The following is a 26013-nucleotide window of genomic DNA, read 5'->3' as shown; positions in this document are numbered from 1 at the left end:
GCATTGCTCCGGGGCTTTTCTTTTGCCGAGAGTCCTCACCGGATTTGGCGGGCGGGGGACAGGATGAGCGAGCATCCCCCCGCGGCGCAGTGGACCCCGGAACACGTCCGGGGTGACGACCTGGGTGCGGCGAGCCGTACCTGCCATCCCATTCGTTACGCATACGACCAACCCGGCCCTGTATGCGCTGACTTGATGCCGCAACCTGCTTATCCGTTAACACTTTGACACGTATGATGTCGGCGTCTTCGATACGTCGGCAGGTGGGTGCCGCCGTCGCGGGGGTGGGGACCGACAATCATATGCTGGATGCGGAACGGGCGGGCGCGGGGGCGTCGCCGGAAGACGTGGGCGACACCGGGGCGGGCGATGCGCCGACGCTGCCGATCGCCCTGGGTGGAGCGACGGGCGCTTCCGCCGCGCTAAAGATCGGCAGCGCGATCGCGCCCGCGGTGCTCCTCGCGGCCTGCGGTGGCGGAGGCGGCGGGTCGACGCCGACGCCAACCGCATCGACGCCGGTCGTCGTCACGCCCGCCGCGATCACCGCGACGCAGGCGAGCCGCTTCCTCGCGCAGACCACGATGGGGGCAACGCGCGCGATGATCGATACGGTCATCAGCCGCCGCTACGAAGGCTGGATCGACGACCAGTTCGCCTTGCCGCGCGCGACGTCGCACTGGGACTGGCTGGTGGCGAACGGCTATAACGTCGCCGCCAACATCAATAGCGAGACCGGCTTCGACGCGACCATGTGGCGGCAGATGATCGTCGAGCCCGATCAGCTGCGCCAGCGGATCGGCATGGCGCTGCTCGACATGCTGGTCGTCGGCATCGGCGGTGTGAACCTCAACTGGAAACAGTTCGCCACCGCGGCGTATGTCGACGTGCTGCTCGACAATGCATTTGGCAATTATCGCACGCTGATGGGCGCGATCACCACCAATGCGGCGATGGGATCGTTCCTCACCTTCCTCGGCAATCGCAAGGCGAATGCAACCACTGGCGCGCAGCCCGACGAGAATTACGCGCGCGAGCTCATGCAGTTGTTCACGCTGGGCCTGTACCAGCTCAACATGGACGGCAGCGTCAAGACGAATGGCGGCATCCCGCTGGAAACCTATGGCCCGGCCGACGTCAGCGGCCTCGCCCGCGTGTTCACTGGCCTCAGCCTGGCGAGCAACGTCAGCACCACGCCCGATCGCTATCGCCAGCCGCTGGTGATGAACGCATCGATCAACGAAACGGGCAGCGCCACCTTCCTCGGCACCACCGTCAGCGGCGGCGGCACTGCCGCGGTGGACAAATCGCTCGATACGATTTTCGCGCATCCCAACATCGCACCCTTCGTGTCGAAACAGCTGATCCAGCGGCTCGTCACCAGCAACCCCAGCCCCGCCTATGTCGGCCGCGTCGCGTCGGTCTTCGCCAACAACGGCTCGGGCACGCGCGGCGACCTGAAGGCCGTGATCAAGGCGATCCTGCTCGATACTGAGGCGCGCAGCGACGATGCGTTGACCGGCACCACCGCCGGCAAATTGCGCGAGCCGGTGATGCGGCTCACCGCCTGGGCCCGGCTCGCCAAGATCAACTCCGCATCGAACGCCTGGGCGTTCGGCGATACGTCCAGCCAGTCCACCCGGCTCGCCCAATCGATGGGACGCAGCGGATCGGTCTTCAATTTCTTCCGCCCCGGCTATGCGCCGCCCGCCACCGGGATCAGCAACGCCGGCCTCGTCGCACCCGAATTCCAGATTACCAACGAACAGAGCGTCGTCGCCTACGTCAACTACATGCAGGGCCTGGTCGCCAACGGCACCGGCGACATGAAGCCCGATTACAGCGACCTGACCGCCAAGGCATCCGACAGCGCGGCATTGGTCGATGAGATCAACGTCGTGCTCGCCGCCGGCCAGCTGAGTAGCGCCACCATCACCGCGATCCGTGCGGCGGTGGACAGCGTCGCGACGACCGCGACCAACGCCGCGACCAATCGCGTCGGCATCGCCCTGCTGCTGACGCTCGCCTCCCCCGACTTCCTGACGCAGCGGTGAGCCTCATGGACACGACCCGCGATTCCTCCCGCCGTGCCTTTCTGAAGCGCTCCGCCGCTTTGGGACTTGCCGGCGTCGCCACACCCTTCGTCACCAGCCTTGCCGCGATCGGCGAAGCCGCGGCGGCGACCGCGACCGATTACAAGGCGCTGGTCTGCGTCTTCCTGTACGGCGGCATGGACTATGCCAACACGCTCGCCGCCTATGACGCGGACAGCTACGCCAAATATCTGGCAGCGCGATCGAACATCGCGCTGACCCGCGAATCGCTTAGCAGTACATTGCTCAATCCGGCGACCGGCCTGCCCAACGGCCGGCAATATGCGCTGGCGCCGACGATGGGATCGCTGCTGCCGCTGTTCGACGCAGGCAAGCTCGCGGTGGCGCTCAACGTCGGCACGCTGGTGCAGCCGACGACGAAGGCGCAATATCAGGCGAACAGCGTGAAGCTGCCGCCCAAGCTCTTCAGCCACAACGACCAGCAAAGCTATTTTCAGGCGTCCAACCCCGAAGGTGCGACCAGCGGCTGGGGCGGGCGGATGGGCGACCTGTTCCAGTCGGGCAATGGCGCGGCGACGCTGACCTGCATCAACGCGAGCGGTAATGCGGTGTACCTGACGGGCAAGTCGGCGGTGCAATATGCCATCGGCACCGGCGGCCCGATCGCGCTGCTCAACAATGCGACGTCGCTCTACGGGTCGACGGCCGCGGCGGCGACGTTGCGCAGCCTGATGACGGGCAGCAGCGGCAATCTGTTCGCCGACGAACATGCCCGCGTCTCGAAGCGTGCGCTCGACACCTATTCACAGGTCACCAGCGCGCTCGCCGGAGCGCCGGCCAGCGGCTTCTCGCTATTCCCCGGCAACAACGGCCTCGCCGATCAGCTGAAGATGGTCGCGCGCCTGATCGCCGTCTCGTCGCAGCTGGGGGCGAAGCGGCAGGTGTTCTTCGTGTCGATCGGCGGGTTCGACCTGCACGACAATCTCGTCGCGCAGCATCCCGGGCTGATGGGCAAGGTCGCCGACGCGATGCGCGCCTTCTACGACACGACCGTCGCGCTGGGCGTCGCGGATCAGGTGACCAGCTTCACCGCGTCCGATTTCGGACGGACGTTGCAGTCGAACGACGACGGATCGGACCATGGCTGGGGCAGCCATCATTTCGTGCTGGGCGGTGCGGTGAAGGGCCGGCGCTTCTATGGCACCCCGCCGGCGATCGGCAACAACACCGCCGATGACGTGGGACAGGGCCGCCTGCTGCCGACGATCTCGGTCGACCAATATGCCGCCACGCTGGCGAACTGGTTCGGGGTCAGCGGCGGCAACATGACGACGGTGCTGCCCAACATGGGCAATTACAATGCGTCGAGCTGGAACCTGGGCTTCGTCTGACGCTCAGCCGCAGGTGACCGGGGCGCCGGCCGGCGCGACGACGCGGCATTTCGGCCGGCCGGAGACCTCGACGCTGCCAAGGCCGGTGCTCGTCACCTGCGCAGTATAGCGCGCCTGCGCCCGCACGGTCCCCGGTCCGTCGAGACGGACGACCACGTCGCCCGCGTCGAGGGCCCTCGCATCGATCGTCCCCGATCCGCCGTCGAACAGCCGCGCGGCGCCGACGCGGCCGGCGAGCGTGATCTGCCCGTCCCCCACCTGCTGCGCGGCAAGGCGATCGCCATCGACCGACGCCGCGCCGATCGTGGCGGCGCCCATTGCGGCAAGATCGATGCTGGCGCCCTTCAGCTGGGCGGCCGAGACTTTGCTCGCCCCCGTCACGCTGATCGCGCTTAACCGCGGCGTCGACAACAGGATGCGCAGCGGCGTGGTGGGGCGCGCCCGATCCTGCTCGGTCCAGGTGCCGGCGCGCGCGGTCCGGATCGTCAGCGTCGATCCCTCGACGCGGATGTCGATGTCGCCGATCGCGCCATCATCGCCCACCACCGTCGCACCAGGCGATCCCGTCGTGACCGACACCTCGAAGGCGCCGAACACTCGCAACCGATCGAAGCTGCCGATCGACACGCGCCGCTCCCCGGCGCTCGCCGCCGATGGCAGCGCGAGGGAGGACAGGACCAGCAGGGCGGAGACGGGACGGATCATGATCGCAGCCTCGCACCGCCGCCACGCGGCGGCAAGAGCCTGCGTTATCGGCCGCAGCGGACCGAACCCGATCCTTTCTTCGACACATCGCACTGCGCCGCCGCGCCCAGATCGACGTTGCCCGATCCCATCAGCTCTACCTTCGCCCGACCGCTGACCGCGGCGCGGACGTTGCCCGATCCGGCGACGGTCACGTCCGCCTCGCCGACGCGCAGACCCGCCGCATCGAGGCTGCCCGATCCCATGACGTTGGCCTCCAGTCGCTTGATCGCTCCCCCGGCACGCAACGTGCCCGCACCCGCGATGTTCACCTCGGCCGCATCGGTGGTCAGCGCGGCGATGTTGAGATCCCCCGATCCGGCGATATTCGCCTCGAACGTCGTGCCTTCGATCCGGTCGACCGTCATCGTGCCGGATCCGACGATATTGGCTTCGGACAGGCGCGGCAGCGTCACGAAGACCTTCACGCCCTTGCCGCCGCCAAAGCCGAACACACGCTTCTGGCGGCCGATGACCAGATCGCGGCCATCACGCGCGATGCGCAACGTGTCGAGTTCGTCCGCCGGCCCCTCGGCGCGCACGGAAAAGGCGGTGCCGGCGCGCACATCGACATCGTCGCCACCTGCCACCGCGATCCGGTCGAACCCCTCCACTGCATAGGTACGCGTCGGGCCGCTGCCGCTCGCAGGCACGGTGCTGCCCTCGTCGCTGCCGACCGAGCAGGCGGTCAGCGATGCCGCTCCCATCAACGCGATTGCAATTCGGTGCATGGCCTGTCCCCTCTATGTGTATTGCTACATTAATACACATAGAGGGTCATCGCAAGTCGCCTGCGGTCAGTTGCCGCAGCGTACTCGGCCACCACCGACCTTGCTGACCGTGCAGCGCGCCTGCGGCCCCAGATCGACCATGCCGCTGCCCGCCATCGATACCTGCGCTGTGCCGCTGACGGTGGCACGGACCGTGCCCGACCCGCCGACGGATACCTGTGCGTTGGAGGCGCGCAGACCGGCGGCCGCGATCCCGCCCGACCCGCCGACATTGGCCTCCAGCGTGCCCACCGTTCCCGCGGCAGAGATCATCCCCGATCCGCCGACGTTGAATTCGGCGGTCCGCGCTTCGAGCGCGTCGATACGCAGCGATCCCGATCCGCCGACGCCTGCCGAAAACCGGTCACCGCCCGCGCGATCGGCGTTCAGGCTGCCCGATCCACCGATACTGGCGGCGCGGAGTGTGGGCATGGTGACGTGGACGACGATCTGCCGCTCCATCGCGCTGCTCTCGCGCTCGTCATACCGCCGTCCGACGACCAGCGCCGATCCATCGCGCGCGATGCGGAAATTGACGAACGCCGCCGCCGGCCCCTCCGCCCGCACGCTATAGCCATTGCCGATATGGACGACGACACGTTCCGACCCACCTAGCCGAATCGCATCGAAATCCCGCACCGGATAGACCATCGCCTCACCCTGCCGCTGCCCGGCGATACCGGGGCCATGATCGCGTTCCGCGGCGATCGCAGCGGTGGTGGCGAGCGGGATCAGGGCAAGCGCGAGATAGTTCATGGCGGGCATCCTCTCGTGGTGTGGTCGGATGCTAGCGTATCGCCTACAGATGTAAACACCAGATCGTTCGGAGGGGGGCACGACCGGCCAGACGAAAAAGGGCGGCCCGTTGCGGGGCCGCCCTCTTCGCTTGCACGAGGCGAACGGCTTACGCCGGCACCTTGTCCTTGTTGTAGATCGCCGCGGCGGCGCGCAGGATGTCGAGGATCTTTTCCTGCGCCTTCAGCTCGTCCACCTCTTCCATCGCGGCGAGTTCGCGCGCGAGGCGGCTGCACGCCGCTTCAAAGATCTGGCGTTCCGAATAGCTCTGCTCGGGCTGGTCGTCGGCACGGAACAGGTCGCGGACCACTTCGGCGATCGACGCGAGGTCGCCCGAATTGATCTTCGCTTCATATTCCTGCGCGCGGCGCGACCACATGGTGCGCTTGACCTTGGGCTTGCCCTTCAGCGTTTCCATCGCTTCGCGCATCGTCTTGTCCGACGACAGCTTGCGCATGCCGACCGACTCGGCCTTGTTGGTGGGGACGCGGAGCGTCATGCGCTCTTTTTCGAAGCGGAGCACGTACAGCTCCAGGCTGGTTCCGGCGATCTCCTGCTTCTGCAGTTCGATCACACGGCCGACGCCGTGCTTGGGATAAACAACGTAATCACCGACATCGAAGGACAATGCCTTGGCAGCCATGAACGGGCCTTTCTAAGGTCACATCGCTCGCGTGAACGGTCCGTGGCGGAAAACCGCTGGGCAGGACCGACGAGGATGGTTGGTACGAGTGTCTCCTGATCGGGCATGACTCATCCTGCCCGTCGTGGACCCATTTAACACACTCGCAACAAAATTACCAGCGCGGTTGAGTCGCTTAGCTTCGCTCAACCCACTGGAATCGCGCAACCTCAGTCGCCAGCACCCGGCTCGGGCGAGAAGAATTTGTCGTACTTGCCCTCGACACCCTTCATCGCGTCCGCGTCGGGCGGCGTCTGGTCCAGCTTGCGCGTGACGTTGGGCCATTGCGCGGAGAAGGTCGTGTTGAGCTCCAGCCACTGTTCCAGGCCGCTCTCGGTATCGGGCAGGATCGCCTCGGCCGGGCATTCGGGCTCGCACACGCCGCAGTCGATGCATTCGCTGGGGTTGATGACGAGCATGTTCTCGCCTTCGTAGAAGCAGTCCACCGGACACACCTCGACGCAGTCCATATACTTGCAGCGGATGCAGGCATCGGTGACGACGTAGGTCATGGGGCTTCCTTGCGGCCTTGGGCGATCGATCTCCGCCCTATGAACCGAGGGACGAAGAACGGGGTACGAACGCGAGGCTGCTATGCCGCGTTCCGGCTCACGTCAATCGATCGCGGATGTCTGCGATACGTTCGCAACCAGCTCCTGGTAGCAACCTTGCGCTTCGGGTGCCGGTCCGCGACGCAGCGGCAGCGCCTCGACGCGCAGCACGCGGACGCGCCCCTGGTGCGCGAAGGTCAGGATATTGCCGACGCGCACCGGCGCCGCGCTGCGCCCCACCGGGCGGCCATCGATGCGCAAACGCCCCTCGCACGCAATCGCCTGCGCCGCCTCGCGCGTCTTGGCGAGCCGCACGAACCACAGGAAGCGATCGAGCCGCATCGTTGCGTCAGCCATGCCCGCTCCATCCCGCGAGTGCCGCAAAGGCGCCGGTCGCAGGCGGTGCGGGCCGCGCCTCACGCCGGACCGTGCGGCGCCCCTGCCAGATCCACGTCGGTGCCTCGCTGCCGCGCACGCTGCGAAAGCCCAGCTCTGCCATCAGCCGTTCGAACGTCGTCGGCTCGACCCCCATCGAAATGCCGAGCGCCGGATCGGGCGCGAACGGCTTCCTGCCCTGCCGCGCGTCATGCGCCGCGCGCGCGATCCGCTCGACGAGGTCGAGCCGCACCGCCTGGGCGCCGAGCGGCCGAAAGCCACTGACGACCTGCGCCCCCGGGCTGCCACGTGCCAGCACGCTCGCGCCTTCGCGTGGCAGCACCGGCGCCGGCCCCCGCACGCCGAGCAGCGCCGTCCGCCAGCGCGCCGCGCCGGGCTTGAGCAATCGCGCATCGAACAGGTCGAGCGCGCCGATCGTCACCCCCGCCTTGCGCAGCCGCTTGCGTTCGTCGGGCGACAGGCCGTCCACCGCCTCGCGCAAGGCGATCCGGGGGGCGAGCCCACCGGCCGCCTCCAGCTCTCCGGCCACGATGCGCAAGGCCGGCGTCGCCTGCGGATCGCGCGCCATATCGGCAAGCGCGATCAGCGCCGGCACGTGGCGGCGGAGCATCGCGTCGAACCAGCGCACCAGCCGCGCCTGCACTGCCTCACGCTGCGGCTTGGCGAGGCAATCCAAATCGCGCTCCAGCACCAGCTGCGGCCGCGCCAGCGAGCGCCCCGGCATCAGCTTGGCGACGCCATGCCCGTTCCAGACGATCATGCCGTCGACGAGGGTCAGCGCCGCATCCTCTGCCGCCGCCAGCGCCTCGCCCCGCCGCCCACGTTCGGTTACCAGCCGTTTTTCTGCCGCGGCGAGCAACAGCCGGCGATCCGCGGCCCGCGCGGCCGGATCGACGGTGAAACGGAAGCCATCGAGCCGCCCGATCGGATGATCCTCGACCAGCACCTCGCCTTCCGGCCCGATCGTCACGGGCAGCAGCGATGCATCGGCACCGATCTGACGGATCAGCGCGGTCGTGCGCTTGTCGACGAAGCGCTGCGTCAGGCTGGCGTGCAGCCCGTCGGACAGCCGTTCCTCGATCGCCTTGGCGCGATCGGCGCCCGCGGCCGGATCGGCGAGCCAGTCGGGGCGCTGCGCGATATAGGCCCAGCTGCGAATGGCCGCGATTCGCCCGGCGATCGTCTCGACATCGCCCGAAATCGTGTCGAGCCGCGCCACCTCGTCGGCGAACCACTGGTTGGGAACGACGCCGCGCCCTTCGGACAGATAGGTGAAGACGCGCGACACGAAGCGCGCATGCGGATCGAGCCCCAGCTTGCGGAAATCGGGCAGGCCGCACGCCGCCCACAGCCGCTTCACCATCGCCGGCGACCGCACCCGGTCGCGCACCCAGCTCTCGTCCGCCAGCCGTTTCAGCACGGCAAGATCGGTCGCCTGCGGCGCGGCGAGCAGCACGCCCGGTTCGGGCCGCCGCTCCAGACTGGCGATCAGCGCGTCGATGCTGGCGAAGTCCGGCTCGCCATTACGCCAATAAAGGTTGCCGATCGGGGGAAAGCGATGCTCCTCGATCGCGAACACCTCTTCGGGCAGGAACGCGCCCGGCCCCTCTTCGGTCACGCCACCGAACGTGCCATCGCGCTGGTGCCGCCCGGCACGGCCGGCGATCTGCGCCATTTCGGCGACGGTCAGCCGCCGCGTACGGCGCCCATCGAACTTATGCAGCCCGGCAAAGGCGACGTGCGCGACGTCCATGTTGAGGCCCATGCCGATCGCATCGGTCGCGACCAGATAATCGACCTCGCCTGCCTGAAACATCGCGACCTGTGCGTTGCGGGTGCGCGGGGAGAGGGCGCCCATCACCACCGCCGCGCCGCCGCGCAGGCGCCGCAGCATCTCGGCGACGGCATAGACCTCCTCCGCGCTGAACGCGACGATCGCGGAACGCTTCGGCAGGCGGCTGATCTTCTTGGCGCCCGCATAGGTCAGCTTCGAAAAGCGCGGCCGCCCGATGATCTCGGCATCGGGCACCAGCGCGCGGATCATCGGCCTGAGCGCTTCAGACCCCAGGATCATCGTCTCCTCGCGGCCGCGCCGCCGCAGCAGCCGATCGGTGAAGACGTGCCCGCGCTCGGGGTCCGTCCCCAGCTGCGCCTCGTCCAGCCCGACGAAGGCGACGTCGGTCTCCGGCATCGATTCGACCGTACACAAATGCCAGCGCGCGTTCGGCGGCACGATCTTTTCCTCGCCCGTCACCAGCGCGACCTGATCGGCGCCCTTCAGCTTGACGACGCGGTCGTACACCTCGCGCGCCAGCAGGCGCAGCGGAAAACCCATGATGCCGCTGGAGTGCGCGCACATCCGCTCGACGGCGAGATGGGTCTTGCCCGTGTTCGTGGGTCCGAGGACCGCCGTAACCGCCGCTTTCATGGCAACAACATCGTGCGTCGCGGGCCGGTGCGCAATGATGGAGATGAAGGCGGGCGGGCTACAGCCGCCGCGCTTCCTCGGGCAGCATCACCGGTACGCCGTCGCGGATCGGATAGGCGAGGCCCGCCGCTTCCGACACCAGTTCCTGCGCAGCCTCGTCATAGCGCAGCGGCTGGCGCGTCACCGGGCAGACCAGCCGTTCGAGCAGCCAGGAATCGAGTGGGGCGGCGCTCATTGCAGCGTCACCCGCTCGTCGCCGTCATGCCGGCCGAAGAACTGCATCAGCTGGATGATGAGCTCCGCGCGCGATTCGATATCCGATGCTTCGAGCAAGGCCTGCTTCGCCGCGGCGTCGAATGGCGCGATCTGCGCGATGCCGTTGACCAGGCTTTCGTCGTCCAGCCGCCCCACCGCGTCCCAGTCGACCGCATAGCCTTGCGCATCAGCGAAGCGGCGCGATTCCTGCTCCAGCGACGATCGGCGGCCCAATGACAGCGTCTCGTCGTCACGCACCGGCAGCAGCTCCGCCTCGACCTGGCGGAACGGCGTCGTCACGTCGAGTTCGCGCAACACGCGGAACAGCGCGACCCCCTCCAGCACCAGATTGTAGCGGCCGTCTTCCAACGCCTCGACTTCGGCGATCTTGCCGACGCAGCCGATGTCGTACAACGCCGACCGTTCCTCGACCGTCGCCGGCATCGTCAGCGGCTGGATCATCCCGATCCGCCGGTCGCGCGCCATCGCATCCGACACCATCGCCCGATAGCGGGGTTCGAAGATGTGCAGCGGCAGGTGCATGCCCGGGAACAGCAAGGCCCCGGGCAGCGGAAAGATCGACAGGCGGGTCGCTTGCGTCATCCGAACAGGATCGCGGACAGGCGGCGCCGCTGCGTGGACACCCAGGGGTCCATCAGGCCGACGACCTCGAACAGCTTGAGCAGCTGCTGACGCGCCGCGCCCTCGTTCCAATCGCGGTCGGCGGCGATGATGTGGAGGAGATTGTCGGCCGCCGCGTCGCGATCGCCCGCCGCCATCTGCGCGTTCGCCAGCGCGAAGCGGCGTTCGTGATCGTCGGGGTGCGCGGCGACCTCGGCGGCGAGGCCGGCGGTGTCCTCGCCCTGCGGCGCGCTCTGTGCGAGCGCGAGCGCCGCCTTGGCGCGCTCGATCCCGGCGTCCTTAATGTCGGCGGGCAGCGCGTCGATCGCGGCCTGGGCTTCGTCGGTCTGCCCCGCCGCGACGAGCGCGCGAATGCGACCCGACAGGATGGCCGGATTGTCCGGCGCCATCTCGAACAGCTGGTCGAAGATCGACAACGCCCGCTCGGCATCGCCGCTCGCCAGCACATCCTCGCCCATCGCGATCAGCGGTTCGATCTCGGCGGCGGCATCGGCCGCCTCCGACTGGATCGGCAGCTGCTTCAGCAACTGATCCAGGATCGTGCGCAGCTGCGATTCGGTGCGGGCGCTGGTCAGGTCGGCGACCAGCTGCCCCTGGAACATCGCATAGACGGTGGGGATCGACTTGATCTGGAATTGCGCGGCGATGAACTGGTTCTTGTCGGTATCGACCTTGGCCAGCACCACCCCCTTGTCGGCATAGGCAGCAGCGACCTTGTCGAGCACCGGGCCCAGCGCCTTGCACGGCCCGCACCATTCCGCCCAGAAATCGATGATGACGAGGGACGTCATCGACGGTTCGACGACGTCGCGGCGGAAATCCTCGACCGCCTGCTTGTCGGCTGGCGACAGTCCTAACGTGGCCACGTCTTGCTCCCTTCGTCCATTCTTGCCGCCCATGTGGGGCAGGCAAGCGCCGACGCCAAGGCTTTTGGTTGTGCGAATGGTCGCCCCACGCCTTTCGTCACCCCGGACTTGGTCCGGGGTCCACCGGGCCGCAAGGGGGCGGCACGAGCCTCCAGACATCCCCCTCGCCGCAGAGTGGACCCCGGACCAAGTCCGGGGTGACGGACGGCGTGGGGTGGCCAGCGGACCTCAATGAAAGTCCCGCGATTTCGGCAGGATACGCACGTCACGCGGATGCCGCCCGCGCGGATCCTGGCTGACGATCGGCTTTGGACGGATCACCTCATCCACCGGCGAAAGCGGCATCTGCCCGTCATAGTCCGACGACAACCGTCGGAGCTCGACGGTGCGGTCATAGGCCTTGACCGTCATCAGATGGACGACGCCCTCCTCGCTGCGCTGGATCACGCCCTCCAGCACCAGCAGCCGCGCCGCCATGATCGCGCGCCGGTTCGCCTCGAAATCGCGCGCCCACAGCAGCGCATTGGTGATGCCCGTCTCATCCTCGATCGTGACGAAGATCGCATTGCCCTTGCCCGGCCGCTGGCGGACCAGCACCACGCCTGCGACGCGCGCGCGCCGCCCGTCCTTCGCCCGCGCCGCCTGCTCGCTCGACAGCACGCCCTCGACCGCGAACACCGGCCGCAGGAATCGCATCGGATGGCCCTTCAGCGACAGGCGCGTCGTCTGGTAATCGGCCGCCACCTCTTCGCTGATCGGCATCGCGGGCAGCGGCGGATCGGCCTCTTCGCGCAATTCGGGTGCCTCCGCCGCGGCGAACAGCGCCAGCTGTTTGGGCGGTGTCCGCCGCACGTCCCACAAAGCGGCACGGCGGGGCAGCGCGATCGATCCGAACGCATCGGCATCGGCGAGCAGGTTCAGCCCCCGCGTCGGCAGGCCCGCACGGCCCGCGACCTGTTCGACGCTCGCAAAGGGCACCCCGCCCCGCGCATCGACCAGCGCGGTCGCCCAATCCTGCCGAAACCCGTCGATCTGCCGAAACCCCAACCGGATCGCGAAATCCCCATCCTCGGTCCGCTCAAGCACATTGTCCCACAGGCTCGCATTCACATCGATCGGCCGCACCACCACGCCATGCGCGCGCGCGTCCTCGACCAGCTGAGCGGGCGCATAGAAACCCATGGGTTGCGAATTGAGGATCGCGCAGCCGAACACCGCGGGGTGGAAGCATTTGATCCACGACGACACATAGACCAGCCGCGCGAACGACAGCGCATGGCTTTCGGGAAAGCCATAGCTGCCGAACCCTTCGATCTGCTTGTAGCAGCGTTCCGCAAAGTCCTGCGGATAGCCGCGGCGGACCATCCCGCCGATCAGCTTGGCCTGGAAATTGTCCATGCCGCCCACCTTGCGGAACGTCGCCATCGCCCGCCGCAGCTCATTCGCCTCGCCGGGGGTGAAGCCGGCCGCGACGATGGCGAGCTTCATCGCCTGTTCCTGGAACAACGGCACGCCATAGGTTGCCTTCAAAAGCTGAAACAGCTCGTCGGGCGGGCCGTGCAGCGGTGATGGCGACGGGAAATCGACCGGCTCCTTTTTCATGCGGCGGCGCAGATAGGGATGGACCATGTCGCCCTCGATCGGGCCCGGTCGCACAATCGCGACCTGGACGACCAGATCGTAGAATTCCTGTGGGCGCAGGCGCGGCAACATGTTGATCTGGGCGCGGCTTTCCACCTGGAACACGCCGATGCTGTCGCCCTTGCACAGCATCTTATAGACGTCGGGATGCTCGTCGGTGGCCAGGCTGTCCAGCGCGTGACAGCCCAGGCCGTGCATCTCCATCAGGTCGAAGGCCTTGCGGATGCAGGTCAGCATGCCGAGCGCCAGGATGTCGACCTTCATCAGGCCCAGACAATCGATGTCGTCCTTGTCCCATTCGATGAACGTCCGGTCCTTCATGCCGCCGTTGTGGATCGGCACCATTTCGTCGAGCCGCCCCTGCGTCAGCACGAAGCCGCCGACATGCTGCGACAGATGGCGGGGAAATTGCAGCAGGCGCGACACCAGGTCGCTGAGCTGGGCCAGGCGGGGATTGGCGGGGTCGAACCCGGTTTCGGTGAAGCGCTGTTCGGGCATGCGATCCGAAAAGCTGCCCCAGACGGTGCTGGTCAGCCGCTGCGTCACGTCCTCGCTGAACCCCAGCACCCGGCCGACTTCGCGCACGGTGCTGCGCGGGCGATAATGGATGACCGTCGCCGCGATCGCCGCGCGTTCGCGGGTGTAGCGGCGATAGATATATTGCATCACCTCCTCGCGCCGCTCGTGCTCGAAATCCACGTCGATGTCGGGGGGCTCGCCGCGTTCTTCGGACACGAAGCGCGAAAACAGCAGGTCGTATTTCAGCGGATCGACCGAGGTCACGCCCAGCAGGTAGCAGACGACCGAATTGGCCGCCGAGCCGCGCCCCTGACACAGGATCGGCGGGGTGCAGCTGCGCGCGAACCGCACCACGTCATGCACCGTCAGGAAATAATAAGCATATTGCTGACGCCGGATGAGATCGAATTCTTCGTACAGCAAGGTGAGGATGCGTTCCGGAACGCGATCCCCGTAGCGGTCCAGCGCATTCTGCCAGACGAGATGTTCCAGCCAAGCCTGCGCATCCCACCCCGCCGGCACCGGCTCGTGCGGATATTCGTATCGCAACTGATCGAGCGAGAAGCCGATGCGACCCAGCAGGCGAAGGCTTTCGTCGATCGCCTCCGGCGCGTCGCGGAACAGCCGGCGCATCTCGGCTTCGTCCTTCAGATGGCGCTCGCCATTGGCGGCGAGGCGACGGCCGGCCGTATCGATCGTCACGCCTTCGCGGATACACGTAATGACGTCGTGCAAGGGCCGGTCGTCACGATGCGCATAGAGCGCGTCCGTCGTGGCCAGCAGCGGCACGCCGACCGTCTCGGCCAGGGCCTTCAGGCGGCGGAGGCGGCGGCGGTCCTGGCCGCGGCGGGCCATGCTGACCCCCAGCCAGACGCCGTCGGATGCCAGCCGCTTCACCGCCCTCAGCGTCGTGGCGAGGCTGGGATCGCTGCGCGGCGGCGGGCGCTCGGCCTCGTCGCGGGCAACGCCGCCGCGGGCGCTGCTTTCGGGCAGGACGATCAGCAACAGATCGCGATGCAGCGCGATGAGGTCGCCCAGGCCCAGCAAGCAATCGCCCTTCACCGACCGCAGATTGCCCGTCGTCAGTATCCGCGTCAGCCGTCCCCAACCCATGCGATTGGCGGGATAGGCGACGATGTCGGGCGTACCATCCGCGAAGACCAGACGGGTGCCGACCGCCAGCGTGAAGCCGAAGGGCGGCAAGGCGGCACCCAGCCGTCCGGTTTCGGCGCGTTTCAGCGCGTCATAGGCGCGCACCACGCCTGCGACGGTATTGCGGTCGGCGATGCCGATGCCGGCATGGCGGAGCGTTATCGCCTGCGCGACCATGTCCTCGGCATGGCTGGCACCGTCGAGGAACGAGTAATTGGTCGCCGCGACGAGCTCGACGAACCCGCTCATGGCGCGATCGCACCGCCAGCCCCTTCTACCCCGTCACCCCGGCCCCGGTCCGTGGCCCACCGGGTCGCGAGAGGGCGGCAAGAGCCTCCAGCCATCCCCCTCGCCGCGGAGTGGACCCCGGACCCAGTCCGGAGCGACGGTGGAAGCGGGAACACGCTCACGCGAACAGCCCATGGACGTACCAGCGCGGGTGCGCCTGTTCGCTGTGCAGGCCGTGGCGGAAGATCCAGAAGCGCCGCCCCCGGCGATCCTCGATTCGGTAGTAATCGCGCGTCGGGATGGCGGCGTCGTGGCGTCGCCACCATTCGCCGGCGATCCGCTCGGGGCCCTCGGCGCGCGCGACCTCGTGGACGCGGCGACGCCAGCGAAAGCGGTGCGGCGGGCCGTCGGGCACCTCCGCCATCACCGCCTCAATCGGCTGCGGCGGATCGAACAGATAGATGGGCCTCATTGGCGGCTCCCCCGCCTCCGCCTGCGGCCAGTCTCCCGCGGGCGGCGGCGCGGCGGCGGGCAGCATCAGCTCGGCCTGCTCGGGGATATGGCTGTCGCGCGGGGCGAATCGCCGCACCCGCTCGCGCCCCAGCCGGGTGGACAGGCGATCGATCAGCTCCGCCACCGCCGGCGCCTGGGTCGCCCCCTCGCCGCCCTCCAGCCGCAGCTGCGCCGCATCGAGTCGCTCGGCGAGCGTCACGTCGAGCCGGATCAGGTCATAGCCGTAGCCGGGATCGAGCGGGTCGGCGAGCGCGTCGATCCGCTCGGCGAACAACCGCATCAGCAGCGCGACGTCGCGCGTCGGCTGCCCCGTCTCGACCCGCAGCGACTGGATGTGGCCGTCGCTGCGGAACAGCCGCGCCTCCCACCGGCGCCCGCCCTGATGGCGCTGGCCGAGCGTGTTTCCCGCCTCGCCCGCCAGCTCCTCGATCACCTCCAGCGCATAGTCGGTCCGCGCGATCGGTTCGGCAAAGCGCCGTTCCACCACCACCGGCGCAACGCGCACGCGCGGCCGGACCGGCGCCTTATAGTCGCCCGACAGCCGCCGCACCGCCGTCGCCGCCTCCTCGCCGAAGCGCGCGGCGATGCCGGAGAGTGGCCGCGCCATCACGTCGCCCACCGTCTTCAACCCCGCGCGGGTCAGCGCCACCGTCGCGTCCGCATCCAGCTCCAGCGCCGCGACCGGCAGGCGCTTCACCGCGCGCGTCTCGTCGGGCGCCGGCGCGCCGGCATAGCGGGCGAGCGCACAGGCGATTTCGGGCGTGTCGCCGAACGCGTGGCGCGCCAAAATCCCACGCCGCGCCATCCGCGCCTCGACATCGGCGGCGAGCGGACGCTCCCCTTCGAAAGCATGGACGCACCCCGCAATGTCGATCACCAGCGCATCGGGGGGCAGCAGCGCCACCGTGGGGCTGTAGCGCGTGCAGCCATCCGCCAGCCGCTCCAGCCAGTCCATGTCGGCATGCGGATCGGCCGGAAACACCTCCAGCTCGGGCACGCGCGCGCGGGCGTCGGCCAGCGTCAGCCCCGGCTCCAACCCGGCGCGCGCCGCGGCCAGATCGGTCGCGGTCAGCCGGATCGCCTGGCCCACCGTCTCGACGAAGGCGACCGGCGCCTCACCGCCGACGAACAGATGCGGCCGGGTGGCGCGCAGCCGTTCGATCGGGAGCCACGGAAAGACCAGCGCCAGATAGCGGCGCGTCACGGAAACTCTTGGCATCACGATCCCACTCCACGCGCCAACGCTGCCCCGCGGGGCCGCCACGCCGGCGCACACATTCGACGTCGAAAGCCGGCAGGCCCGGCGCGCCCTCCCCCAGCCCCTGATCCAGCGCGGTCGAGGGCACGGCGGCGACGCTCCACCGCGTCGCAGCGGCGCTTGCCACCGGTTCCGCGCCGATCCGCAGCGACAGCAATGTGACGCCCGACGCCTCCGCCGCCAGCATCAGCCGCCGCGTCGCGGTGAGGTCCAGCCCCGGCATCGGCCCGGCGCTTTCGACCAGCACCATGCCCAGCCCCCCGCAGCGCGCCGCATCCGCCGCCGCACGCAGTAGCGCCGATTCGTCGGCGACGACGACCAGCAGCACCGAATCGGCCGCCAGCCCCAGGTCTGCGAGGCCGCTGGCATGCAGCCTGCCTTGCGCGCGCTCCCCCGCCTCGGTGCGCAGCCACAGCAGCGGCACCGCCCCGGCGGCGAGCGCCAAGGCCAGTCCGAATCCCGCGGCGCTCGCCCCGTCCTCGCCCTCCAACGCATAGATTTCATGGAGTTGCGCGCGCGCCAGCCCTTCCTGTCGCCAGGCATCGACCGGTGCCGCCGCCGCTTGCGCAGCCCCACCGGCGGCGGCAAGGCCACGCAGACGGGCGATCAGGGCGGACGAGTCGGACATATATGTTCTTGTAATGTTCCGGATATCGAGTCGCCAAGTCGAAATCGTGTGCGAAAATCACAAGATGGGGCTTGCGGCCTTGGCGACTCGCCGCTAGTGGACGCGCCTCACCCAGCCGGTGGCTCCAACGAGCAGCCGGCACAGGCGCCAGAGCGGGCGTAGCTCAGGGGTAGAGCACAACCTTGCCAAGGTTGGGGTCGAGGGTTCGAATCCCTTCGCCCGCTCCAGTTTTTCCGAACAGTGTCATGCGGTTACGGCGGTCCTTCGGGGCCGCTTTTCGACTTCCCCGGCCTGCCGCTCGGTAACGCAGTAGCAATGGGGGAAGGCGACGCGGTCCAGTGACCGGCGCGCTGAGTCTTCATGGCACCAAGCGTCCTGCGCCTGACCGCGGATGCGCCTCGATCACCGCGATCCGATCTTGAAGAGTTGCCGGTGACCCGCGGCAGGCATGATTCGCTCTCATCGGGCAATCCTGACCTCGTCAGTCATTCGGTTCGTCGGCCGTAGCGTCAGTCGAAGGGGGCCATGACGTCGGCAGGATGCTTGGTCGTGTGTTCGACATATTCGACCAGCATGCCATCGGGGTGACGCACCAGCATGTTGCGACCGGTCGGAACCGGCTTTGCCGCTTCCAGGATCGTGCTGCCGGTCGTCGGGAGATGCGCGGCGAACGCGTCCAGATCCTCGACCATGAAGGTCGCTTCGGTGGCACGGAACGGCGCCAGGCTGTCGTCGGTGCCGGCGATGAACAGGATCGAGGCGACCTGCGCCAGCTTCAGGTCATGTTCCGGGTAGTCGAACGCCAGACGCCGCTTCTGCCCGATCAAGGCTTCGTAGAAGCTGACGGCCGCATCGATCTCGTCGAGCGAAAGGTAGCGGCGGACGAGGATGTTCAGGATTCGCATATCGGTGGTGCTCCGAAGGCCGTGATGCTGACCATATCGCACCAGCCTGGCCGAACGCGCGCCGCGGGTCGAGCCCGGCGCCCGCGCGGCACTGGTGCAGGGCTTTGGCGGGGTCATGCTGTACGGCGCGGTCTGCACCCCCCGGCCTGTCGGGGCTGAGTTCGCTCGTCTTCGGCCGCCGGAAAGCTGCGATCGTCGATGCAAACGATGCCCCATCCCTCCCACGTCCCTTGAGTCCCCGCCCGCTCTCCCCCAACACTCCCGGCCGATGACCCGCTACGACCGCCGCTTCTGGTTTCTCGCCGCCGGTCTTTCGGCGACGGCGGGGTATGTCGATGCGATCGGGTTCCTGCGGCTTGGCGGCTTCTTCGTGTCGTTCATGAGCGGCAATTCGACGCGGTTCGCGGTCGGTGCGGTGACGGATGCGCATGTCGCATATGTGGCGGGCACATTGATCGCGGGCTTTGCGGCCGGCGTGGCAGGCGGGACATGGTTGTCGGTGCGGCACGGGGGTGGGCGCCTGCCCGTCTCGCTGCTGCTGATGGGCACGCTGCTGGCGCTGGCCGCGGCGAGCGATGGACGATCGCCCGCGATGGCGACCAGCCTGATGATGGCGGCGGCGATGGGCGCGGCGAACACCATCTTCCAGCGCGATGGCGAGGTGAGCATCGGCGTCACCTATATGACCGGGACGCTGGTAAAATGCGTGCAGCGGCTGACGGCAGCGCTGATGGGCAGCGGGCCGCGCTGGGCGTGGTTGCCCTATGCTTTGCTGTGGATGGGGCTGGTTGCGGGCGCATGCGGCGGGGCCGCCGTCTATGGCGCGGTGGGCACGGCGGGCGTGTGGCTGGCGGTCGCCGCAGTCGCGTTGCTCGCCGTCTACGCGCGCGCGATCGGGCGGCCACACGCGCGCTGACCGCCGGGCGCGCGCGCCCGGCGGCAATGGCTCATTCCATTTCGAGGATGATCTGGTCGACCGCCAGGCTGTCGCCGGCGGCGGCGGAGACGGCCTTCACCCGGCCCGCCTTCTGGGCGCGCAGGATATTTTCCATCTTCATCGCCTCGACCACGGCGAGCGGCTGGCCCGCTTCCACCGCATCGCCCGCGCCGACGTCGAGACGGACGAGCAGGCCCGGCATCGGTGCGATCAGGAAGCGCGACAGGTCGGGCGGCACCTTCTCAATCATATGCTGCGCGTACGGCGCGGCGTGCGCGGGCAGGACGCGGACGTCGTGGCTCGCGCCGCGCGTCGTCAGGCGGAAGCCGCTGCGGATCGGCAGGATGCGCACGGTAAGCTGCGTATACTCCCCGTTTTCTCGGCCGATCTCGGCCTCCACCATCCGATCGCCGGGGGTATATTCCAGCGCGATGTCGAGCGCGTCGCCGTCGACGGTGATGCCGTCGGTCGAGACCGCCACGTCATGATCCTCGCCATCGATCCGCACGGCCCAGGCATGCGGCGGCTGCAGGCGGCTGCCGAGCTGGCCGTCGATCCGGCGCGCACGATCGGCCTGCGCGGTCGCGGCGAAAGCGGCGATGGCGGCGAGATGGCGCTTGAGGTCGGCGTCGGCGGGGGCGCCGTGGAAGCCGTCGGGATATTCCTCGGCGATGAAACCCGTGGTGATATTGCCCGACCGGAAGCGCGGATGCTGCATCAGCGCCGACAGGAAGTCGATGTTGGTGCCCGGCCCCTCGATCTCGAACGCGTCCAGCGCGGCGATCTGCGCGTCGATCGCCGCCTCGCGCGTCGGCGCCCAGGTGACGAGCTTGGCGATCATCGGATCGTAGAACATGCTGACCTCGCCGCCCTCGGCGACGCCGTCGTCGACGCGGATGCGGGGTCCGTCAGCTTGCGTCGACGACGGCGTGGATTCAGGCGGATTGTACCGCACCAGCCGCCCGATGCTGGGCAGGAAGCCGCGATATGGGTCCTCGGCATAGACGCGGTTCTCGACCGACCAGCCATTGATGCCGACCTGATCCTGCGTGATCGACAGCGGCTCCCCCGCCGCCACGCGGATCATCTGTTCGACGAGGTCGAGGCCGGTGATCTCCTCGGTCACGGGATGCTCCACCTGCAGCCGGGTGTTCATCTCGAGGAAGTAGAAGCTCTCGCCGGTCGTATCCGCGCCCGAGACGATCAGCTCGACCGTACCCGCGCTGTAATAGCCCACCGCGCGGGCCAGCGCGACCGCCTGTTCGCCCATCGCCTTGCGCATCGCCGGTGTCACGAAGGGCGAGGGCGCTTCCTCGACCACCTTCTGGTGGCGGCGCTGCACCGAGCATTCGCGCTCGTTGAGGTACAGGATATTGCCGTGCTGGTCGCCGAGCACCTGGATCTCGATGTGGCGCGGCGATTCGATGAACTTCTCGATGAACACGCGATCGTCGCCGAAGCTGGCGAGGCCTTCGCGCTTGGTCGCCTCGAACCCTTCGCGCACGTCCTGTTCGCTGTAGGCGAGGCGCATGCCCTTGCCGCCGCCGCCGGCGGACGCCTTCATCATGACGGGATAGCCGATGTCCGTCGCGATCCGCACCGCCTCGTCGGTGTCGGCGATCTCCCCCAGGAAGCCGGGGACGACGTTGACGCCCGCTTCCTTGGCGAGCTTCTTCGATTCGATCTTGTCGCCCATCGCCGCGATCGCGTTCGGCGGCGGGCCGACGAAGGCGATGCCCGCCTCGGCGCACGCCTTCGCGAAGCTCTCGCGCTCAGACAGGAAGCCATAGCCGGGGTGGATACAGTCCGCGCCCGTCTCCTTGGCGGCGAGCAGGATCAGCTCGGCCTTGAGATAGCTTTCCGCGGCGGGTGCCGGCCCCAGCCGCACCGCCTCGTCCGCCATCAGCACGTGGGGGGAGCGCGCGTCGGCATCGGAATAGACCGCGACCGTCTTGATCCCCATGCGCTTCGCGGTGCGGAACACGCGGCAGGCGATCTCACCGCGATTGGCGACCAGGATTTTCTTGAACATCCTCTTCTCCCCTCCCGCTCGCGGGAGGGGCGATGGTTATGTCTTTCCGATTTGCTTCACGATGCGACGAGCAAACCAATGGCAGAAAGTCACCGTGACGACGGCATAAATGGCCGTCACCACGACATTCGCCGCCATCATCATGGGAACCACGGCACGGCTTCCACCAGCCAAGGTGATTGCCACCATCAGCATTGGGACGATGGTAAACCAATAGAGTGCCGAACCTACGGCAAACGCTATTGCCGGCCACCGAACGCGGTTCACTCCGCCGCCTCGGCCATCACCGCGTCACCCCGGGCTTGACCCGGGGTCCCGCTTCTTTCCAAGGAGCCGCAGGAGCGGGACTCCGGCTCAAGCCCGGGGTGACGGGCACTGGGCTCCGCCGCCATCGGCGTCACGCCCAACTTCGCGAACAGCGCCGCATCCTTGTCGTCACCCGCATTGCCCGCGGTGAGCAGCTTGTCGCCGGTGAAGATCGAATTGGCGCCCGCCATGAAGCACAAAGCCTGCGCCGAATCCGACATGCTTTCGCGCCCCGCCGACAGGCGTACCATGCTCGCCGGCATGGTGATGCGCGCGACGGCGACAGTGCGGACGAACTCGATCTCGTCGATCTTGGCGAGCGGCGTGTCGGCGAGCATATCGCCGAGCACCGTGCCCTTCACCGGCACCAGCGCATTGACCGGCACGCTGCCGGGATGCTCGGGCAGCGTCGCCAGCGCATGGATGAAGCCGACGCGATCCTCGCGCGTCTCGCCCATGCCGACGATGCCGCCGCAGCAGACGTTGATCCCCGCGCTTCGCACCGCGTCGAGCGTATCGAGCCGCTCCTGGAAGCTGCGCGTGGTGATGACGTCGCCATAGCGTTCGGGCGAGGTGTCGATATTGTGGTTGTAGTAATCGAGGCCCGCGTCGGCGAGCTGCCGCGCCTGATGCGGTTCCAGCATGCCGAGCGTCATGCACGTTTCCATGCCCATGCCGCGCACGCCTTCGACCATCGCGACGATCGCGCCCATGTCGCGGTCCTTGGGGTTGCGCCACGCCGCGCCCATGCAGAAGCGGGTCGAGCCATTGTCCTTGGCCTGCGCCGCCGCCTGCAGAACGCTGCGCACGTCCATCAGCTTGGTCGCCTTGACCCCACTGTCGGCGCTGACCGACTGCGAGCAATAGCCGCAATCCTCCGGACAGCCGCCGGTCTTGATCGACAGCAGCGTCGACAATTGCACCTGTCCGGGCGCGTGGTGTGCGCGGTGCGCGCACTGCGCCCGCCACATCAGTTCGTCGAACGGCAGGTCGAACAGCGCGGCGATTTCGTCCCGCGTCCAGTCGTTGCGCACGTCCGTGCGATCCATCACCGTTGCCACACCAGATCCTTCAATTGCTTCGTTCGTTGCCGCGTCAGCGTGGCCATGCAGGCCAGTTGTTCCATCGGCTGCGCGCTGCCGCCGCGATAGCCATAGCTGTCGATCACGCATTGCGCATCGCGAAAGGCGAGCCATGCGCGCTGGCTGGCGAGCAAAGCCTGCTGGTATGTCGGCCCGCGCTTCGCGTCGGGCGCCGGATGGGCATCCATCGTCTTCATGAACGCCATTGTCGCACGATACTGAGCGTTCATCGCCATATCCGCGCGCTTCCAGTCGCCACCCGCCTGTGCGGTGAGGTCAGCCTGGGTCTGCGCCGGTGCCGGCGCGGCCAGCGCCAGGGCAAACAGGATCATGATCACGCGGCGTCCTCCTGCGGCGGCATATTGTGGCCGAGCAGGCGCAGCACCTCTTCGGCCGCCTTGATGAGGTTGGTCCCGGGGCCGAAGATCGCCTGTACGCCCGCGTCGCGCAGCGCCTGATAATCCTGCGCCGGGATCACCCCGCCGGCGATCACCTTGATGTCGGCACGGCCCGCGTCGCGCAGGTGACCGATCAGTTCGGGGATCAGCGTCTTGTGCCCGGCGGCGAGGCTGGAGGCGCCGACGACGTCGACGTCCTTCTCCAACGCGAGCACCGCGGCCTCCTTGGGCGTCTGGAAGAGCGGGCCGGGGACGACCTCAAACCCCAGATCGCCGAACATGCTGCTGACCAGATTGGCACCGCGGTCGTGCCCGTCCTGCCCCATCTTCGCGACGAGCATGCGCGGTTTGCGCCCCAGCCGGCGCTCGGTGGCGGCGACGCCCTCGGCGAGCCGCTCCCAGCGCATGTCGTCGGTATAGGCCCCGCCATAGATGCCCTTCACCGGCGTCGGCTGCGTGCCGAAGCGGCCGAACACATCCTCCATCGCAGAGGAAATTTCGCCGAGCGTCGCCCGCGCGCGGGCCGCGTCCACGGCGAGCGCAAGCAGATTGTCCTTACCGCGCGCGCCCTCACGCAGCGCATCGAGTGCGGCGCGGCACGCCGCCTCGTCGCGGGTCGCCTTGACGCGTTCGATGCGGCGAATCTGTGCCTCACGCACCGCGACGTTGTCGACGTCGAGGATGTCGATCGGATCCTCGTCGGCCTTGCGGTATTTGTTGACGCCGACGATCACGTCCTCGCCGCGATCAACGCGCGCGGCGCGGGCGGCGGAGGCTTCCTCGATCATCGCCTTGGGCCAGCCCGCCGCGACCGCCTTCGCCATGCCGCCTTCGGCCTGCACGCGCTCGATGATCTCCCACGCGCCATCGACCAGGCTCTGCGTCAGGCTCTCGACGTAATAGCTGCCGCCGAGCGGATCGACGACCTTGGTCATCCCCGTCTCTTCCTGGATCACGATCTGCGTGTTGCGCGCGATGCGGGCGGAGAAATCGGTCGGCAGTGCAATGGCTTCGTCGAGCGCGTTGGTGTGCAGCGACTGGGTGCCGCCGAGCATCGCCGCCATCGCCTCGATCGTCGTGCGCATGACGTTGTTGTAGGGGTCCTGCTCCGTCAGCGACACGCCGCTGGTCTGGCAGTGGGTGCGCAGCATCTTGCTGCGTTCGTCCTTCGCACCCAGCTGTGTCATCGCGCGATGCCACAGCACGCGCGCGGCGCGCAGCTTGGCGATCTCCATGAAGAAGTTCATGCCGATCGCGAAGAAGAAGCTCAGGCGCCCGGCGAACTTGTCGATGTCGAGGCCGAATGCCACGCCGTATTTCACATATTCCATGCCGTCGGCGATGGTGAAGGCGAGCTCGTGGAGCTGCGTCGCCCCCGCCTCCTGCATGTGATAGCCCGAAATCGAGATGCTGTTGAACTTCGGCATCTCGCGGCTGGTGTAGCCGAAGATATCCGAGATGATCCGCATGCTCGGTTCGGGCGGGTAGATGTAGGTGTTGCGGACCATGAACTCCTTGAGGATGTCGTTCTGGATGGTCCCGTCGAGCAATTTGCGGTCGACGCCCTGCTCTTCCCCGGCAACGATGAAGAAGGCGAGGATCGGGATCACCGCGCCGTTCATCGTCATGCTGACGCTCATCTGGTCGAGCGGGATGCCGTCGAACAGGATCTTCATGTCCTCGACGCTGTCGATCGCGACGCCCGCCTTGCCGACGTCGCCGGTGACGCGCGGATGGTCGCTATCATAGCCGCGATGGGTGGCGAGGTCGAAGGCGACGCTCAGCCCCTTCTGCCCGGCAGCGAGGTTGCGGCGGTAGAAGGCGTTCGATTCCTCGGCGGTCGAGAAACCGGCGTACTGGCGGATCGTCCACGGTCGGCCGGCATACATCGACGCGCGCACGCCGCGCGTGAACGGCGCGAAGCCGGGCAGGCCGGGGTCTGCCGTCACGTCCTCGGCGGTGTAGAGCGGCTTGACCGCAATGCCTTCAGGCGTCGGCCAAGTGAGGTCCTTGCCCTTCACCTCCTTCGCGGCGGCGGCCTGCCAATCGGCGAGCGTGGGGCGCGGCGTCGGTTCGGGGGTGGCGAGCGCTTTGGGCGCGGCGCCGCTGTCCTCGCCGGTATTGGTCTCAATGATCGCCATCAGGCGTCTCCATCAGTTCGACGAGCACGCCGCCCATGTTCTTGGGATGCACGAACACGATCGGTGTGCCGTGCGCACCGATGCGCGGTTCACCGAGCACGGTTGCGCCCTTGGCCTTCAGGTCCGCGACGGCGGCGTGGATGTCGGGCACTTCGAAACAGACGTGATGCTGCCCGCCCGCCGGGTTCTTCCTCAGGAAGCCGGCAATGGGGGAGCTATCGTCATAGGGCTCGATCAGCTCGATCTGCGTGTTGGGCGTGTCGATGAAGCACACCTTCACCCCCTGCGCCGGCAGGTCGAACGGCTCGCCGATCACGATGGCGCCGAGCAGCGTGCGATAGGTCTCGATCGACTGCGCGATCGATGGCGTGGCGATGCCGACGTGGTTGAGGCGGCCGAGGGTCATGATTTCTTTCCGATCGGTGTCTCCGCTTCCTTCTTGATGAGGCTCATCACCATTCCGATAGCCCAACACAGAAGAAATACGGCAACGGAGGTATGGTAGATTTTTGCCTCCGAGGAAGAGACGTAGATGGCGGTGGAATGGAACTTCACGGGAATATCATGACCCGGGGTCGGAACGGTCGTTGCGCCTTCATGGTGCGCAACGCCTTCGATCCACATGCCAAGTGCACCAGCGGCGAGGGCTACCGCCACACAAGCCCGAAGAGCCCAATTGAACGATTTCGACATAGCACCGCT

Annotated in this window: 24 protein-coding genes and 1 tRNA gene; 4 read left to right on the top strand and 21 right to left on the bottom strand. The window is 67.8% G+C overall.

The genetic code is table 11. The annotated features are described in order from the left end of the window. Window positions 1-263: 263 nt before the first annotated feature. Window positions 264-2051, top strand: coding sequence for a DUF1800 domain-containing protein (locus A7E77_RS07950; RefSeq protein WP_053111654.1), 1788 nt, complete (start codon window positions 264-266; stop codon window positions 2049-2051). Window positions 2052-2056: 5 nt separating this feature from the next. Further along, a complete protein-coding gene (locus tag A7E77_RS07945) occupies window positions 2057-3442 on the top strand; it encodes a DUF1501 domain-containing protein (RefSeq protein ID WP_043061148.1) in 1386 nt (461 codons plus the stop codon). Window positions 3443-3445: 3 nt separating this feature from the next. Here the strand turns inward: A7E77_RS07945 and A7E77_RS07940 are convergent, their stop codons facing one another. The 13 genes from A7E77_RS07940 to A7E77_RS07885 all read right to left on the bottom strand — a co-directional run bounded on the left by A7E77_RS07940 (window position 3446) and on the right by A7E77_RS07885 (window position 17510). Then, entirely contained in the window at window positions 3446-4147 is a 702-nt protein-coding gene (locus A7E77_RS07940) for a GIN domain-containing protein (protein WP_053111655.1), read from the bottom strand. 44 nt (window positions 4148-4191) lie between these two features. Beyond that, complete coding sequence (locus A7E77_RS07935; protein WP_053111656.1) at window positions 4192-4917, bottom strand: head GIN domain-containing protein; 726 nt, start codon at window positions 4915-4917, stop codon at window positions 4192-4194. Window positions 4918-4983: 66 nt separating this feature from the next. After that, a complete protein-coding gene (locus A7E77_RS07930) occupies window positions 4984-5712 on the bottom strand; it encodes a GIN domain-containing protein (RefSeq protein WP_063687087.1) in 729 nt (242 codons plus the stop codon). Window positions 5713-5860: 148 nt separating this feature from the next. After that, window positions 5861-6394, bottom strand: coding sequence for a CarD family transcriptional regulator (locus A7E77_RS07925; RefSeq protein WP_017980630.1), 534 nt, complete (start codon window positions 6392-6394; stop codon window positions 5861-5863). Window positions 6395-6603: 209 nt separating this feature from the next. Continuing rightward, window positions 6604-6945, bottom strand: a complete 342-nt coding sequence (gene fdxA, locus A7E77_RS07920) for a ferredoxin FdxA (RefSeq protein ID WP_017980629.1) — start codon at window positions 6943-6945, stop codon at window positions 6604-6606. A gap of 102 nt (window positions 6946-7047) precedes the next feature. After that, window positions 7048-7341 carry an RNA-binding S4 domain-containing protein gene (locus A7E77_RS07915; RefSeq protein ID WP_053111658.1) on the bottom strand — a complete coding sequence of 98 codons (294 nt, stop codon included), beginning with the start codon at window positions 7339-7341 and terminating at the stop codon, window positions 7048-7050. Next, window positions 7334-9808, bottom strand: a complete 2475-nt coding sequence (locus A7E77_RS07910; protein ID WP_053111659.1) for a helicase-related protein — start codon at window positions 9806-9808, stop codon at window positions 7334-7336. Before A7E77_RS07910 ends, A7E77_RS07915 begins: the two co-directional genes overlap by 8 nt. A gap of 58 nt (window positions 9809-9866) precedes the next feature. Further along, entirely contained in the window at window positions 9867-10043 is a 177-nt protein-coding gene (locus tag A7E77_RS17330; RefSeq protein ID WP_078462250.1) for a Trm112 family protein, read from the bottom strand. After that, window positions 10040-10666: an LON peptidase substrate-binding domain-containing protein gene (locus A7E77_RS07905; RefSeq protein ID WP_053111660.1), complete on the bottom strand. Its 627-nt coding sequence runs from the start codon at window positions 10664-10666 to the stop codon at window positions 10040-10042. The genes A7E77_RS17330 and A7E77_RS07905 overlap by 4 nt, the downstream gene beginning before the upstream one ends. Then, window positions 10663-11571 carry a tetratricopeptide repeat protein gene (locus tag A7E77_RS07900; protein ID WP_231298696.1) on the bottom strand — a complete coding sequence of 303 codons (909 nt, stop codon included), beginning with the start codon at window positions 11569-11571 and terminating at the stop codon, window positions 10663-10665. Before A7E77_RS07900 ends, A7E77_RS07905 begins: the two co-directional genes overlap by 4 nt. A gap of 228 nt (window positions 11572-11799) precedes the next feature. Further along, on the bottom strand, window positions 11800-15132 hold the full coding sequence (locus A7E77_RS07895; protein ID WP_053111661.1) for an error-prone DNA polymerase: 3333 nt from the start codon (window positions 15130-15132) through the stop codon (window positions 11800-11802). A gap of 157 nt (window positions 15133-15289) precedes the next feature. Continuing rightward, entirely contained in the window at window positions 15290-16828 is a 1539-nt protein-coding gene (locus A7E77_RS07890; protein ID WP_053111662.1) for a Y-family DNA polymerase, read from the bottom strand. Further along, window positions 16740-17510 carry an ImuA family protein gene (locus A7E77_RS07885; RefSeq protein WP_053111663.1) on the bottom strand — a complete coding sequence of 257 codons (771 nt, stop codon included), beginning with the start codon at window positions 17508-17510 and terminating at the stop codon, window positions 16740-16742. Before A7E77_RS07885 ends, A7E77_RS07890 begins: the two co-directional genes overlap by 89 nt. 152 nt (window positions 17511-17662) lie before the next feature. On the opposite strand from A7E77_RS07885, the gene A7E77_RS07880 reads away from it, so the two are divergent. Continuing rightward, window positions 17663-17737 (top strand) — tRNA-Gly (locus tag A7E77_RS07880). Window positions 17738-18019: 282 nt separating this feature from the next. Here A7E77_RS07880 and A7E77_RS07875 read toward each other — a convergent pair. Further along, window positions 18020-18415, bottom strand: a complete 396-nt coding sequence (locus A7E77_RS07875) for a VOC family protein (protein WP_053111664.1) — start codon at window positions 18413-18415, stop codon at window positions 18020-18022. Between the two features lie 268 nt (window positions 18416-18683). Here A7E77_RS07875 and A7E77_RS07870 point away from each other — a divergent pair, with 268 nt between their 5' ends. Beyond that, window positions 18684-19331, top strand: a complete 648-nt coding sequence (locus tag A7E77_RS07870; protein WP_053111665.1) for a YoaK family protein — start codon at window positions 18684-18686, stop codon at window positions 19329-19331. A 31-nt stretch (window positions 19332-19362) separates the two neighbouring features. On the opposite strand, the gene A7E77_RS07865 is transcribed toward A7E77_RS07870, so the two are convergent. The 7 genes from A7E77_RS07865 to A7E77_RS07835 form a co-directional block, all read right to left on the bottom strand. After that, window positions 19363-21384: an acetyl/propionyl/methylcrotonyl-CoA carboxylase subunit alpha gene (locus tag A7E77_RS07865; protein WP_053111666.1), complete on the bottom strand. Its 2022-nt coding sequence runs from the start codon at window positions 21382-21384 to the stop codon at window positions 19363-19365. A gap of 36 nt (window positions 21385-21420) precedes the next feature. After that, on the bottom strand, window positions 21421-21573 hold the full coding sequence (locus A7E77_RS17920) for a hypothetical protein (protein ID WP_192930030.1): 153 nt from the start codon (window positions 21571-21573) through the stop codon (window positions 21421-21423). 74 nt (window positions 21574-21647) lie between these two features. Next, window positions 21648-22739 carry a biotin synthase BioB gene (gene bioB / locus A7E77_RS07855; RefSeq protein WP_053111667.1) on the bottom strand — a complete coding sequence of 364 codons (1092 nt, stop codon included), beginning with the start codon at window positions 22737-22739 and terminating at the stop codon, window positions 21648-21650. Beyond that, a complete protein-coding gene (locus A7E77_RS07850; protein WP_053111686.1) occupies window positions 22739-23104 on the bottom strand; it encodes a lysozyme inhibitor LprI family protein in 366 nt (121 codons plus the stop codon). The genes bioB and A7E77_RS07850 overlap by 1 nt, the downstream gene beginning before the upstream one ends. A 2-nt stretch (window positions 23105-23106) precedes the next feature. Then, on the bottom strand, window positions 23107-25311 hold the full coding sequence (gene scpA / locus A7E77_RS07845; RefSeq protein ID WP_078462249.1) for a methylmalonyl-CoA mutase: 2205 nt from the start codon (window positions 25309-25311) through the stop codon (window positions 23107-23109). Next, window positions 25298-25717, bottom strand: coding sequence for a methylmalonyl-CoA epimerase (mce, locus tag A7E77_RS07840; protein WP_053111668.1), 420 nt, complete (start codon window positions 25715-25717; stop codon window positions 25298-25300). Before mce ends, scpA begins: the two co-directional genes overlap by 14 nt. Then, the gene (locus A7E77_RS07835) at window positions 25714-26004 is read right to left on the bottom strand and encodes a hypothetical protein (RefSeq protein WP_147035052.1); all 291 of its coding nucleotides are present in this window, start codon (window positions 26002-26004) and stop codon (window positions 25714-25716) included. The genes mce and A7E77_RS07835 overlap by 4 nt, the downstream gene beginning before the upstream one ends. Window positions 26005-26013 lie beyond the last annotated feature (9 nt).

The organism is Sphingomonas sp. NIC1, assembly GCF_001638925.1.
Lineage (GTDB): Bacteria > Pseudomonadota > Alphaproteobacteria > Sphingomonadales > Sphingomonadaceae > Sphingomonas > Sphingomonas aquatilis.
Note: the sequence above shows the minus strand (reverse complement) of the source record. Positions and strands in the feature narration are given on the sequence as shown.